Raw genomic sequence first — 14,610 nt, forward strand, 5'->3', positions numbered from 1 at the left:
CGTAAGGATACACGAACGAAAGTACTTCATGGCACAGGCGAAAAAAAACTACAAGGCCCGAAGACAGTTCAGGGAACGCAAGGCCGGCAGCAGCCGACGCCGGGTTCACCAGGATCACGAGGATCAGAAGCATTCCCGGCCGTTCCGGATGAAACCGGAAATCGATGGCGATCTGAAACGCCTTTTTTCAGGGATCGGCAAACCGGCATCGGTTCCTTTCGCGGCAGATCCCTTTCAGATTGAAGCCCTGAAGGCAATCACAAGGACAGACTGCCTTGTCACGGCTCCAACGGGAGCAGGGAAAACCTGGATCGCCGAAAGAGCGATCGCCCAAACCCTGGAGCGGGGAGGACGCTGCTGGTACGCGTCGCCCCTGAAGGCATTGTCAAACTCAAAGTGGGTTGAATTCGGAGAGATTTTCGGGGCTGACCGGGTGGGAATCCTCACGGGCGACACCAAGGAAAACACCGACGCGCCGCTCGTTGTGGGAACCACGGAAATACTGAGAAACCAACTCTACGACTCCATGCACCGTGGAGAGATGCTCGACTGTGACCTGGTCGTCCTTGACGAGGCACACTTTCTGGGAGAAAGAGAGCGGGGCGTCGTCTGGGAGGAAGTCATGATCTATCTTCCCCCCCGGATCAACATGCTCCTGCTTTCGGCCACTATAGGCAACGCCGATGAAATCGCCGCCTGGCTTGAAACCATTCGCGACAAGGAATGCCTCGTTGTCGAAGAAACCAGGCGTCCCGTTCCGCTTCACCCCCTCTTTCTTCATCCCTCGGGACGGATGATTCCTCTCCTGAAGGGACGGGCACTGCATGAAAAGGTTGTTTCCTTCATGGAAAAAAGTCATTCGCGGGCACGGGCTTCTCGATTACCGCCCTTCGGCGACATACTGGTCGTTTTGAGGGCCATGAATCTCCTGCCTGCCATCTTCTTCCTCAAATCCCGTGACGAGTGCGACGCCGCCCTTTCGCTTTGCCACAGCTACCCCCGACGTAAAGACGGGAAGAGCTTCGAATCGGAACTGAATGTCTTCCTCGATGACTACCCGTTTCTCATGGACCACAAGCAGCTGACGGCCCTGCGACGGCTCCGGTGCGGCTCTCACCACGGCGGACAGCTCCCGGCCTGGAAATTCCTGGTGGAACACATGATGAAAAACGGCTTCCTGGAAGCGGTCTTCGCGACATCCACCATGGCGGCGGGCGTTAATTTTCCGGCCCGTACAGTGGTTCTTTTCAATTCCGACCGCTTTAACGGTCACGAGTTCATCCCCCTTGACGCAACGGAATTCCACCAGATGACGGGCAGGGCCGGGCGGCGGGGACTGGACAAGATCGGCTTCATGGTTGCCGTTCCGGGGAAATTCATGGATCTCTTCCACCTGAAAAACATGCCGGCCCGAAGGCCTGAACGAATCCAGAGTCGTATACGCAACGACTTTTCCATGGTTCTCAATCTGCTCCTGTCCCATGGGCCCGATGAAATCAAGGCCATCTTCCAGGCTTCCTTCGCGGATTTCCGGCCCACAAAAAAAAAGCATCCCCGGAGCGGCAGCCTCTGGGGGGATTTTCTCCGCTACCTGGCATTCCTGCAACAGGAAGGCTACGTTGATGGTGACGGCCGTCTCACGGAATCGGGACTGTGGGCATCACGGCTTCGCCTGGACCTGCCCCTGCTTATCGCCGAATGCGTAAAAAAGAACGCGTTCCCCGGCGAGGATCCGGCTTTACTGGCGGCGGTGGTTGCCCCTTTCGTTTCCGATCGGGGACAGGACGTGATCGTTCAGAAAAGCAGCGTCCCCAAGAAGCTTCGAAGAGCCTACGATGATATCACGAAATCCGTCAAGCCGCTGGCGGACCGTATGAAAGAGGCGGGCTTTGAGGTTCCGCCCCTCCCGCTCTGGGCGTCCCTCGCCCTCTATCATTGGGCCCGGGGGTTTCATTGGAGTCTCGTAACCAGGAGTCTGAGAATCGCCGACGGCGACCTGGCCATGCTCATATCGCGCACGGCGGACAATCTACGCCAGATCGGCGCGCTCAGGGATTCGCACCCACATATCGCCTCGATGGCCCTGGAAGCACGAGACCTCATCCTGCGGGAACCTGTCGTATTCGACCAGACGATAAAGATCGTTTCTACTTGACAGGTCACATGGAACACTATATAAGGCGACCCCTACACGTACACGCTATACGTCCCCATCGTCTAGAGGCCTAGGACACCGGCCTTTCACGCCGGCGACCGGGGTTCGACTCCCCGTGGGGACGCCAGAAAACACGAACAGGGGGTTGGAACATCTTTTCCTGCCCCCTGTTGTGCTTCTGGAATTCCATTTCCCACCCTGTTTCCCACTTGGGTCTACAAATATAGACACCGGACGATAATAGCCCCCATTGTCAGAGGCACGTGACAGACTGTCCACGATAATGGGCCATGTTTGCCCTGAAAAAGCCACAGCGGTGCCTTTCTGGACACTACCTTGTCGATCCTGAAAAATAATCTATATTCATACTATTACTGGACAATGTATGGTATGTGTGCCATAGGCCTTGCAAGATTTCAACAACAAAGCCACAGGAAGCTTGCAAATTGCACCTATGAAACCGAAGCGACCTACTGCCCTGACCAGGGCCGTCCGGCCATCAGCACCCGTCTGATGGTTTCCCTGCGTTACCTCATGTACATACACAACCTCAGCGATGAAGGCGCTCTTGACGGGCGCTACGAGTTCGGCTGCAAGGTGAGCGTTGCGGCGATCGAACCGGGGATCGGTCATGTAAAACGTGAGCATCGGATGGATCGTAACCGCCTGAAGGGAACCGAAGGAGACCGGATCAATGCGATCCTCTGTGCCGCCGGGATGAACTTCCGGAAGCTGCAGCGCTTCGCTGCCGCTTTTTTGCGCTCATTGTTCCTGCAGTACTTCGGCGGCTGCCAACGGCCTTGGTACCGCTTTGGTTTCCAAAGAGCCTGTGGGTAGGACAGCGATCTGAAAAAACGAGTTTTTCAGGGTCGACTATCGTAGCTGACACGCTCACGCAAACCCTGCAGGTCCAATTCCCGATGGCATCGAGGCGGGTAATCTCGCCATCCCAGAGTTGCCATGCCGGTATCAGCAATGAATCATGCTCAACAGCGCGCGCGCCCTGCTCATCCCAACATAGTGAAGCGAACGTAGGGACTCGATATGCCCAGGTCTTGGCATATCGACAAGAACAACTACCTCGCTCTCAAGCCCTTTGAAATCTCCGATCTGTGCAAAGCCAATGAAATGACGATTTCTGTTACGGGGTGAAGCATCGTCCAGAACGGAGATTGAATTTCGCAAATTCTCGGAAAGAGAAGACGCCCAAGACTGTACAAATGGTAAAGGCGAAAGTATGACGATATCTCCTCGGTTGAATCCCTCGCCATCCACTAGATCGTGCAGCTCTTTCTCTAGAGCTGGGATAGCACTGTCTGCGTCCGCGACAAGAACATCACGTACCGCAGGTCCATCACCAACGCCTGAATTACCCACATCAGCGCTCAGATCACCTTGTATCCGCTGCAGGATCGGCAGTGAGTTCCGGCAATTCGTCTTCAGAGGGATTCGCGCCGGGCAAATACTTTCCAGATACTCATAGGCATCGGGCATATAGGAGCCACACAGGCCGGATTGATTGTTGGCGTCGTGAAAAAAACACCAACGGCCTTCGCTTATGCCACCATGTAAACAGCTATCAAGCTGGGCCAGCGCATCCATGTTCAATATGTCCTGACCTTCATCGACGATCAACGCATCGAATCTTTCAATGCCGGCACGCTTGGCGGCGACATGAATCGACTCCGTCAAGCTGACAATCAGCCCGGGCACGGCGTTCCGTTCCAGGAAGCGCTTGAGCCAAGGTGAATGGCAGGCCAGTGCGGTTCTCATTCCAGATGCGCCCCAGCGCTTCGCCAGTTCAAGCGCCAGCATTGTTTTCCCTGTCCCGGCACCTCCGGAACATATTACCCGCGGGTTTGCTTCGACGACATCGATCAACTTCAACTGATCCTCTGTCAGGCGGGCAATACGCGTTTCGACCTCATGGGCAGAAACATGCAATGGTACAACAGCCTCGAAATCGGGTCGCAAGTGCTGCTGCAATACTTTCAATTGCGAAGGGGTTGCGACACCCTTGCAAGGATCCTTCGCACGCCAGTACCTCATAAATCGTTCCAGCCACTTTTCGAACTGCCTGAAGTCCCGGCCGTCCGCAAGAACGGCGCGATCCCACTCAGCACTATCGGGAAGCCGCTCGACATCCGGCATGACTACACCGTAACCAACCACAAATACATTCGAGAGAGAAGCGGGAAGCTTTCCCCGCAAACCATGCAGCGCCCCCTCCGCTTGTTTGAACGGTGACTCCCGCAATCGCTCAGTTTCACCATACCGGTTCGTGGTTTCCCAGATGCCATCATGGCAGGACACTCCGCCGCCTTTGACCTCCAGCACGAAAAGGCCTTCCGGCCCGCATATAACAAAGTCGATTTCTCCAAACCGCTTGTATTCATGCCGCGGGAGGTTGAGTGAGTGCATGGCAAACCAGCCGTTCTGGTCCGGCCTGGAAAATGCCGAGCGCAGCTGGTCAAATATTCGTATTTCCGCATTACTGCTGGTGACCAGGGGTTGGCTGGGAATCATCCGCATGATGAACCGTTTCCGTTTTCCTTTTCTTCGATTTCTTGCAAACTTCCAAGTTTCTTGCGCACTTCGGATTCGATCAGGGGAGCTATTGGCGGCCATTGTCCCAAACGATGAAGAAATTTGGCCTCATCCACTTCTTCCTTAACAGTCGTTACCCTACCTGGCAGCACTACCTGCAAGCCTTTTCGTTCAAAGCTTTCAGGTAAATTACCCTCCTCCAAAGTGATGCGTGTCTGAATGCAATCGTTCCAATTGCATCTGCTCGCGAGTTCTACGGCTACGTCATTCTTCACACTGTTCAACCCACCGCTTGGCGATGTAAAAATTTCTCGCAAGGGCTTCGGCCGTGGCGGCGCACTCATGACAAGGTTTTCACCTTGTTTACGGTGCTCAGCGTCCACCATCCGAAAAGCCACGTAGGCAGACATAATCGGATCGCGCAGCTCCTTAGGCAACTGCAGCCAGCTATCGCGCACACCGAACAGGATTCCAGCAAGAATGTACTCGGCATCACTCAATAACGGATGCGAAAACTCTAGTAGTTCCGTGCAATTCTCGCGCAGGCAGAACAACAGTAAAGGTCTCGATAAAGACCCCTTGTGCCTCTCAAGCAGTTCAGTGATTGTTCCACCACCAAGTCCTATGAAACCTCGCATGTCCGCGATCAATCGTTCCAGACGTGGCCGAAATTCCATTTCCCGTAGCAAGTCAAGTTGTTTCTCTAGATACGCAAGCGCCACATCGATGGGCGATTGCGGGCGTTCCTGCGTTTGCGCAACAACCAGCGATTGGATAACGCCCCAATAGAGCTCGGCACGGGTATCTGCTTGCCCGGATATCTCACTTCCCTCCATCCAGTTGGGAAGCTCTGCCAGTATGGGATCGCTTTGGACCAGGTCACTATCTTCACCACGTGCGGTTCCAGTTGCTAGCCGAAAGGCCGCAAGTCCCAGATCACTGCGATTAGCAGTGTGATGCAGCATCGCAAGTACACCGCCAAGTGCCTGTCCAAAAGCCGGCGAATTGTCATTGCTATTCTCAAACAGCTGCGTTTGTGGCTGCGTTGCTGGCCACATCACCTCCGTGTCGGCGGAAAACAGCGATTCCGCAATCTCAACCCGATGAGAGGTCAGATCGACGTTCGAGACATCATTGGCGGCACTTTCGAATGTCTGCCTGTCCTCGGGTGTGCAAAAGTTAACGCTCAATAGCAAGGTTGTCGGTAGTGGCGCACGGACGAACATAGCAATGTCATCTTTACGTTTTCTCGCGGCTGACGAGGCGACGTGTCGCATACGGCCATCTCGAGACAGCATCCGAACCGGGCCGGAAAAATCTCTCAAATCGAGAGACGCGATGCAGGGCAATAAATGCTTACGCTCACTGGTGGCACGCTTCAAAATGTCGGCTGGTATCTTGACCTTGTTACGGAACAAGGGAATCCAGCCCGGACAGAGGCTCAATGAATCAGAATAGTACTTATTTCGAAAACCTGCGGGTCCCATCACCATGCCGGCAGCCAGCATGTAAAGCATGTTTTGATGGTTGGTTACCAGGTGCCATATGCGCGCCGGTTTTCGTCGACTTCGGGGCTTCTTTGGAGTACCTATTTTCGTGATCATGACCTACTTCCTAACAAGAATAGAGGGGTCGGTGGGCAGTAATCCATCCACGACGGGACAAATATTGCCAGTACGGAGCAGCATGAGCTGTTCTCGGGCACGCGCCACCATTACATAAAACCGTGCCTTGAGCGCATAAGGATCGTGTTTCGGTTGGTGCTGGTCGATATCAGCCAAGATGACGGTGTCAAACTCCAAGCCTTTGCAGGACTGGGCGTTTATGGTCATGATGCCGCCCTGACCGAAGTCCGGTAATTCCCGCTGGCCGGAAACGAAGGTATGGATCGGCGGTTTGCCATTGTCCAGCTTTGGATTGGCACTACGAAGCGTGTCATTGAATTTCGTCCGCACTTTATTGTCTGGAGTAATGATTCCAATGAGCTTGCGTGGATTACGGTCGCTCAACCGGAGGATATTGTCTGCAATCGCAGCCAGCGTTGCTGTGTTGGCGGTGCCGTAAGTCCATAACTCCGGCGTCGCGGCAGCAGGTTGAAGATCGGGCAGGTCCGGTTTTGGACTGGCTGGATCAGCTGGGTAAAAGTGCTGTGCCAGTAGCGCGATAGGACGCGTGTTCCGATAGTTGGTTTTCAGTTCCAGCGTGTCGTCGGGTTCAATTACCAGCGTGTTTTCGATGTCTTGGCGTGAGCTACAGTTGTCGGGGTGAATCTGCTGGTTCTGGTCGGCAGTTACGTAGAAGTTCTCGAACCCCAGATGGGTCAGCGTTCGATAAAAGGCTGGTGGCATATCCTGTCCCTCATCGATAACAATAAACTTGTCGCTTTGATCTGGAATATTATCCAGAGATTGAACCTCGAGTTCGACGGTATTCCAATCTATTGGCCGATAGCCTCCCGGATAATCCGGTTCAAGTGTCGGAACTGATTTAAAAAAATATTTGCAAATATCTCGAAACCAAGTGTCCCAGGTTTTGGCCGAAAATGCCCGTTCACTGCCAAATAAATGACGGTTCGAATGATCCAGCAAGTGATTGTAAACGAGAGTTCGGTAGGTCTTATCCTTCTGCGAGAGTCGTCGAGCCCGTAACAATGCCACAACTGACTTACCAGTTCCGGGACCACCAATAATCAGGTGTCGCCCCTCCAACGGTAATGCCAGCGCCTCATCCTGATCCTTGTTCAGTTCATGAATTCCCGGAAGTGTAAATCGGCGCGTGCGATCAATCGGCATAGTCAAGGTACTCCAAAGAATGAAGGCAACCCGTCGGCAACATCGTCCTTGACGAATCCGCGGTCCAGCAAAGTATTGCCGTATTCGCAGGCAGGTTCGGGCACCAGCGCACAGGCATGGCAGGCAGCGCGATTCAGTAAGCCCGGTCCTTGACCTTCATGCTCACTGCAAACCGGGTCAAGCGAACACCAGCGTGAATGCTCCAATGCTCGAATCAGGATGCCCAGGAAGCGCCGGGGTTCGCTCAGTTCAGCCAGACCACCCAGTGAGCCGGTGATGTCGGGAACGGCGACATGGATGAGAATCCCGGCCATAGGCTCTGGAGCGTTTGCGCAATAAAGCCGCTCAATAAGCGACGCTGCAGGATAGCCACCCTCGGATTCGATTTGTCGCATCAACAGGTGTGATAAGGTATGCAATAACATGAAGCGTGTGGTCAGTGGGTTGGGGTTATCGCGACCGGATTGGGCAAATCGGGGGAGTAGCTGATTCAGACGCGAAACAACAGCAGGTGTTTGCTCCCAGATTCTGAGCCTGTCCTCATCAAGCACGAGGAAAATGCCCTCTCCGTACAACTCGATGGCTGGCAACCAGTCTGATTGACCAACAATATCTGGCGGAACAGTAGCTTCAACCACACCTCTCTTTTTTTCCTCATTAGTCGCGCACGGCCGCTTAAAGCCCTTGAATACTTTCACCGCCTTGAGGCGATCCACGCGGACAAGGTGACGGATACCGTGGACAATTTTTCGCTCATCAGGGTTCAGATCGACCGCCATCTCCAGTTTACGCCACTCATCACTTTTGTTGCGAGTCACCAGGTCTTCGTCCTCGCGCTGGTCGGGCAGAACCTCAAGAAATGCCTTAAACTCGCTTTCCCGCAGTTGTCCGAACGTAAGGTTCTCGCCATACAAGGGATAGCCGCTGGCAAGATCAGCCAATGCGGTTTCGATATCCTTGGGGGTACAGTGATACTCCGTCGCCAGAGTTCGTATGATGCCTTTCCTCGCCAATGGTGTTCGTGCGCCGTCTATACGACTTCGGTCTTTGGAATTGCGGTACAGGAGATCCACGACGGTCCCCTTTCGCACGCGGGATTCCGGTGGAATCACCAAAACAGATTTTGCCACTGGCTCGTAAAGCCGCGTGTCATTGATCACCAGCACCTGTGCGGGGTCTTTGTCATCTTCTTCTGCAACTTCTCCTGGCGGAACCAGATCGTCTTTGGTCCATGGCTGCATCCGCCCTTGGCCAAAGCCCATTCGTTCACCATCACGAAACGGGGTTTCAGCACGGCAGGCGCCGCACCGCAATATGCGCTTCTCGTAACCTAGTTCAATCAATCGTAGTTGATCCCGTATTTTGCAGTTGCGCTGAGCAGGTTCACGCGCGTTCTTGTGCGAGAGAAAATGCCACGGCACATCGGCAAGGTACCCTGAAGGATGCGCGAGCACCCAGGTCACCTGTTCCAGCTTAGGGTGATTTCTGCAATTCTGTTGATTGCAGCGGGGGACGTGATCGGGCTGATCGTTCTGCCACGGCCAGCGATACAAGGTGCCACAGGACGGGCAGCGCATCCAGGATGGAAATCGCGTCGCCGGTACACAGGCACCATCTACCTGGCCACTCGGCATCTCTTTCGCCACAGGCGGCTCGCGCAGTTGCTCCTCGAGCCCCAGCGCGGCACGCACGCGCTCCACATAGGGAATCAGCTTGCCCACGAAACGACCAGAGCGATCAGTCCATTGCCGGGTGTCCTGAACGACCGCCAGCCCATTTGCCCCTCGCACGATGGCTCCGACGCCGCTATGGCCGAGCAGGTGTGACAGACGTATGGGAATCAATTCATTGGCCATAGGTCATAATGCCTTGAGCAGGGCGGTGTTTTCGACATTGCGCATGGATTGCAACGTCGGCCACAGGCCGCGAATACGATCATCATAGTTGTACAACAGGCGATCGCGCCCATTGTCCTTATCGGGGACTTGATACTCCAATTGTCTTCGATCTGACCGGCAGCGTTTGACCTCGGTCTGCCACTCGGCAATTAGAGCGTCGATATGGCCGCTTACCTCATCAACCTGATCGGGTGCTGATAGTACGCAACGTCGTTTGAATTGTTCAACGGCTTTGGCAACATGCGAATCGTTCGAGTCAAAATTGGCAGCTGCACCGTTATTCAACAATCCAACCCCACCGTGGCGCATCACGACGACCAATGCCGCCGCCAGTGCACGCTGGCGGGCTTGGTAGGTATAAGGCGTGACGCTGGTAGGCTCGACGAAGCGGTAGAAGGCTTCATGGTAAGGGCGGAAGCTCTCGTAGTGCGACAGGCTGCGTGCCTGTTCACGGTAGTAGTTCGCGAACACTACGCCAGGCACGTCGCTACGCCCCACGCGGCTGCTGGCCTGAATATATTCCGCTGTGGTCAACGGCTGGCCGTTGATAATCATCAGCGCCAATCGAGCCACATCAAGGCCAACCGAGATCATGTTGGTGGCCAGCACGGCATCCAGGCAGCCATCCTTTTCGCGCGTCCTGCTTAACCGGGAAAAAATCTCTGCATTCTGCGCCGCCGTCTGCAAGCTGGTAAGTTGCGCAATGCTTGGCGGCGAGCGTTCTTGTTTTTTCGCTTTTTCGTTTTCCTGGGCCTGCGCGTCTGTTGTGCCAGACAACAATCGCATGAAATCGCGCACATCACTTGCAAAAGCCGTGTGGCTGTTGCCTACTCCCTTAAGGCTGCCGTGATACACCATCTGCGTCCACCAGGCATCCAGCAGTTCTTGTGCATTCTGTTCACTCTCGAACAGCACGTGCGGGGCCCGTAGCAATGTCGCCGCCAACGGCGCCAGGCATTGCTGACGGTTCAGCATCGGCGCCAGATAGCCTACGTAGATTCGGCCCGGGTGTTGCTCCAGCGGCACGGTACGGGCGAAATAGGCATCGTCGCAGTCCAGGCCAGGCGGCGGGAACACGGCAACTTCGCGCCCATACAGTCGCTTTACCTGTTGCTCCGCCATACGGATGGTGGCAGTCGATGCGATGTACTTTGGATACACGCCACGCAATTGAAGCACGCTGTCGATGGCGGCTTCGTACAGGCCGGCCACCGAACCGAGCGCGCTGGCGATCAGGTGCAATTCATCCTGGATGATGAGTTCCGGTGGTCGATGCTGTGTGCCACCGAAGAACGCATTAGCACGCTCTTCCCAGGCGAGCCTCGCGAATTTATCCACCGTGGCGACCAACATCGTCGGTGGTTCGGCATACAAGGCTTCATCGACGATATTGCAAGGCAATACGCCATCCGCAGACATGCCAAAGCCGCAGTCCAGGTTCCGACAAAGGTAATGGAAGTGCTGCGTGGTGCTGTCGTAGTTACGACCGGCCTCAAAATCTTCCCCGCACCAGGGGCAGCGGTCGAGCACCAGTTCGGGCTTTTCGCCGGCGGCAATCGCCTTCTTTACAAGTTCAGCCGCTTTCTGAAAGGAGTTGGGGCTGGTGGCCTCTCCCACCCACATGCCTATGGTAATCGGCGCGGAACCGAGATCATCGCGTTCACGCCGTATCAGTTCCAACGCACAGATCAAACGGGTGGCGCGTATGAACTGGTCACGGGTCAACAGGCGCAGAGTATAGCGCATCAGAACAGCGGTTCCGCCCCCGGTATCGGGATGACGAAGTCGCCGTAGCACTATCTGGAATGCGATCAGGCCGAGATAAGCTTCGGTCTTACCACCGCCTGTCGGAAACCATATCAAGTCAACCGTATCTCGGAATTCGCTATTCTCATTCGTTGTGGATTCCAGTGTGGTCAGCAAGAAGGCCAACTGGAATGGACGCCAACGATAAGTTTCGTCAGTGGATGGCTTGCCTTGGATATGATCATGCCGGCGCATCTGATCCAGCATGGCGCGATTGGCCACGGCAAAGGCTATCCTTACCTGTTCATTGCTACCCAGTAGGCGCAAACTTACACGCATACGCGAGACGGCTGTGTTCATGCGCTCGACCATGCGCTTTTCGGCTGCACGATCGTCATCTGGAAGGCTTGCAATATTGTTCTGTTGGATGGCAACCCAGTTAGCGTATCCGCTTATGAACTCGCCTATCTCGGGCAAAAGTGTCGCGTGAGCTTTGTCTATACCAGCCAATCGTGCTAACGACAATATGGGCTTGCCTCCCGATCCAGTATCAGCCGTCATCTGTCGTACTTCCACTGCCGGCATTGTATCGGACCGCAGTTCATAGGCCTTGCCATCCTTTACTTCCCAATTGGCGGCGCAGCCATGCCCTATGGCGTAGATGCGCCGATGGGCGTACTGGAGTTCGATTTCCTGTTCTTCCTGATCCAGCAGGCTTCGGTCGACACGGGGATAGAGACCGACGTCACCGGCGTCGATAACGCAACGAAGACTGATCTCGAACAGGGTTTTTTCGGCACGCTCAAAGGAGTAGTCCCTTGCTGTCTTGCTATCTGAAAGCTTCTGCATATTACACAGAGAAATGGTTACGATCCAGCCATCAACAAAGTTACGCCACTGGACATCTACACGTGCTTTGCCTGCTAGTTTGGGAAACCTCTGGTGTTGGTTTTTCCCAGGGCACCTGACGTTTTCGAATTCTTCGCGGTCTCCTTGCCCGGAAACCAGTTCCTTGCGTGTCCACTGGTTTTTGTATCGTCCGCCTTCATCTCGTTCTGTGTGTTCATACCCAACGGCACGGCACAACACCTGGAGTCGAATATCCTCACCCTTTATAAAAAACGAGAAGCCCAGAGATGATGGTGGAACGTAACGTCGCACGACGGCAGGCTCAGCTAATCTTTCACCCGCAATCTCAGCATTTCCTACAGCTTCATCTATATCTTCGGCAGAAGGGTCGATACCTTCGCCCCATTGGGATGTGGGGTAAAGGGCACCACAGGGGAAACGTTCCGTAGGCAGCACACCAGCAGGTAGATCCTGGCTATCAGGTGGACCGATCAGTTGCTGGCGCACCCAGTCGATGAGTCTCTTTCGTGGTTCAGTGAATATAGTCATTACACTTCTATCCCGTCCTGAAATACCGCCGCCTTTACGATTCTCAATCCGCTTGCTCAAGGACCTCCTCGATCTTTTCGATGAACAAGCGAAAATCGATTCAGTTCCTTTTTGCGCCTCGGTTTGCCTCGATTGCGACTTCGACACCGGTCCCGATTTCCGATGGGGCAAGTCCCAACTTTGTTTTTGTGCATAACCGGTTTCTTATTTTTCCCTACATGAGTCAGACATTACGAATTTACCATTTTTGATGGTCCCGTAAAAAGTCATGCGGCGTTTTTGCAGATTTTGGTCCTAGATTCAGTCGCCGCGTTGAAACGAGTGTTGAGCTGGTGCTCCGTGCTCAGAAAACGCTCTTTGACAGCCAACATCCTGTCTTTGAGCACCTCGTCGGACGAGGCACAGCAGATCTCCATGACCTGAACCTGATACCCCTGACCCTTGCGGGCGTCATAGCCGGCATCAGGATCGGATGGATTTTGAAGCGAAGACGAGGCAATCTCCTTCGGTGCCTTCACCATCATCTCTCCGGTCGCCGACAGGCCGCACTGATCGTTCAACACTCGCAGGAGGGCGCCGAAGGTGTTCAGGGATATCACCTGTTTGTTTCCCCGGAAACGCTCCACCAGGGAAAAGCAGCCCAGGGCCTTTCTGGTCAGGTACCGATCGATCAGCACTCGCTCAATCGTCTCGAAAAGAACTCGGCGCTGCCACTTCAGGTTGACGAGGAAGGTATGGATGCTCTGGAAAAAAATGCAGATCCTCCCCAAACGACGCATGTTGGAACGGATATGAACCGAATCGATCCGCTCTCTGGAGGTGTCCACCCCAAACACCTTCGTCGGGGTTTCCGTCGTGGCGGTAAAGAACTCCCGGTCCAGGCCTTTTTGTGCAACAAGATGACGAAGGGTCCACAGGATCTTGGTGCACAGATACTTCGCCTCGTCCGACTCGTCGGGAATGTCCGGGGCATAGTGCCGCTGGAGATTGAAGGAAAACCGGGAGACGGTCTCATCATCCGTATCCGTCAAATCGTGCATCTGTTGGAGAACCAACGCACCAAGGGAGGCATAGACCTCTTTGGCCGGTCTCCCGAATCCCTCCGTGTAGCAGGAGGCGATCTTGTGAACGGGCAGCTCGGAAAGGATATGCTCCCGGAAGAGACCGGCCCGGGGGCTGTCGGAAAGTCTGCGCCGTTTGGGTCCCGGGTAGTCCCACGGGTCGATCAGGCAGGACGTTTTGTGATCGCGGGCATAAATCATGGCATCAGCACCTATCTCATTAATATGTACCATGATTCATACCCTTTACAGAAAAGATGTCAAGGGGAAAATACGTGGTTTATAAATTATTTTAAGGTGTTACGCTATTTTTACTTGTTACGGGGACGTCACATATTGATTTCATAAAAAAACTAAACCCCGCTCTCTGTGATGAGATACGGGGTCTCTAAATGCTTCTCGCATGCTAGCCTCACGGGAATCGGCTGGTGTTTAGGTATCGATGAAAATTCTGCCTGTGTCGAATTCGGAAAGTAATCAGAATCACTAACCAATGTTCTGATTACCTATAGCGGTTTGTATTCGTTCCGTCAACCCACAAAATGCATTGTGTTAATAGCACATAAGCTGTCCGGGTTATAGGGTAGTCGATCCTGAAAAATAGTCTATATTCATACTATTACTGGACAATTTATGGTATGTGTGCCATAGGTCTTGCAAGATTTCAACAACAAAACCACAGAAAGCTTGCAAATTGCACCTGTGAAGCCGAAGCGACCTCCCCAACACAATCGTCAAGAAGATTTGTTTCGTTCAGAGCTTTTCCAGATCATTGATCTCCGTCACCCCTTGGTGAAACCGGCAGGGATGGTTGACCGGGATCGGCCGGACGACCTGTTCGGTGCGACCTGCTGCCCTGACCAGGGCCGTCCGGCCATCAGCACCCGTCTGATGGTTTCCCTGCATTACCTCAAGTACATGCACAACCTCAGCGATGAAGGCGTTCTTGACGGGTGGGTTGAGAACCCCTACTGGCAGTACCTGAGCGGCATGAAGTTTTTTCAGCACGTCTT

The 14,610-nt window shown here is 54.1% G+C and carries 8 protein-coding genes, 1 tRNA gene and 1 pseudogene; 4 read left to right on the plus strand and 6 right to left on the minus strand.

Annotation, left to right across the window (positions count from 1 at the left end; all coding sequences use genetic code 11):
* Positions 1-28 precede the first annotated feature (28 nt).
* The 3 genes and pseudogenes from M0Q23_05565 (at position 29) to M0Q23_05575 (ending at position 2,896) form a co-directional block, all read left to right on the plus strand.
* Positions 29-2,155 (plus strand): DEAD/DEAH box helicase, encoded by a 2,127-nt coding sequence (locus M0Q23_05565; protein ID MCK9528103.1) that lies wholly within the window; start codon positions 29-31, stop codon positions 2,153-2,155.
* Between the two features lie 51 nt (positions 2,156-2,206).
* Positions 2,207-2,282 (plus strand) — tRNA-Glu (locus M0Q23_05570).
* A gap of 479 nt (positions 2,283-2,761) precedes the next feature.
* Positions 2,762-2,896: pseudogene (locus tag M0Q23_05575) on the plus strand (transposase).
* A gap of 228 nt (positions 2,897-3,124) precedes the next feature.
* On the opposite strand, the gene M0Q23_05580 reads toward M0Q23_05575, so the two are convergent.
* The 6 genes from M0Q23_05580 to M0Q23_05605 form a co-directional block, all read right to left on the minus strand.
* Positions 3,125-4,687, minus strand: coding sequence for an NERD domain-containing protein (locus M0Q23_05580; protein MCK9528104.1), 1,563 nt, complete (start codon positions 4,685-4,687; stop codon positions 3,125-3,127).
* Complete coding sequence (locus M0Q23_05585; GenBank protein MCK9528105.1) at positions 4,678-6,306, minus strand: hypothetical protein; 1,629 nt, start codon at positions 6,304-6,306, stop codon at positions 4,678-4,680. Before M0Q23_05585 ends, M0Q23_05580 begins: the two co-directional genes overlap by 10 nt.
* Positions 6,307-6,309: 3 nt before the next feature.
* A complete protein-coding gene (locus M0Q23_05590) occupies positions 6,310-7,494 on the minus strand; it encodes an ATP-binding domain-containing protein (protein ID MCK9528106.1) in 1,185 nt (394 codons plus the stop codon).
* A 2-nt stretch (positions 7,495-7,496) separates the two neighbouring features.
* On the minus strand, positions 7,497-9,350 hold the full coding sequence (locus M0Q23_05595) for a DUF1998 domain-containing protein (GenBank protein MCK9528107.1): 1,854 nt from the start codon (positions 9,348-9,350) through the stop codon (positions 7,497-7,499).
* Between the two features lie 3 nt (positions 9,351-9,353).
* Positions 9,354-12,596: a hypothetical protein gene (locus tag M0Q23_05600; protein MCK9528108.1), complete on the minus strand. Its 3,243-nt coding sequence runs from the start codon at positions 12,594-12,596 to the stop codon at positions 9,354-9,356.
* A 206-nt stretch (positions 12,597-12,802) separates the two neighbouring features.
* The gene (locus M0Q23_05605) at positions 12,803-13,831 is read right to left on the minus strand and encodes a hypothetical protein (protein MCK9528109.1); all 1,029 of its coding nucleotides are present in this window, start codon (positions 13,829-13,831) and stop codon (positions 12,803-12,805) included.
* Between the two features lie 468 nt (positions 13,832-14,299).
* Here M0Q23_05605 and M0Q23_05610 point away from each other — a divergent pair.
* Positions 14,300-14,610 (plus strand): transposase (locus M0Q23_05610; protein ID MCK9528110.1); only part of this gene is annotated, 311 nt, incomplete at its 3' end.

Source organism: Syntrophales bacterium, from assembly GCA_023228425.1.
GTDB lineage: Bacteria > Desulfobacterota > Syntrophia > Syntrophales > UBA2210 > MLS-D.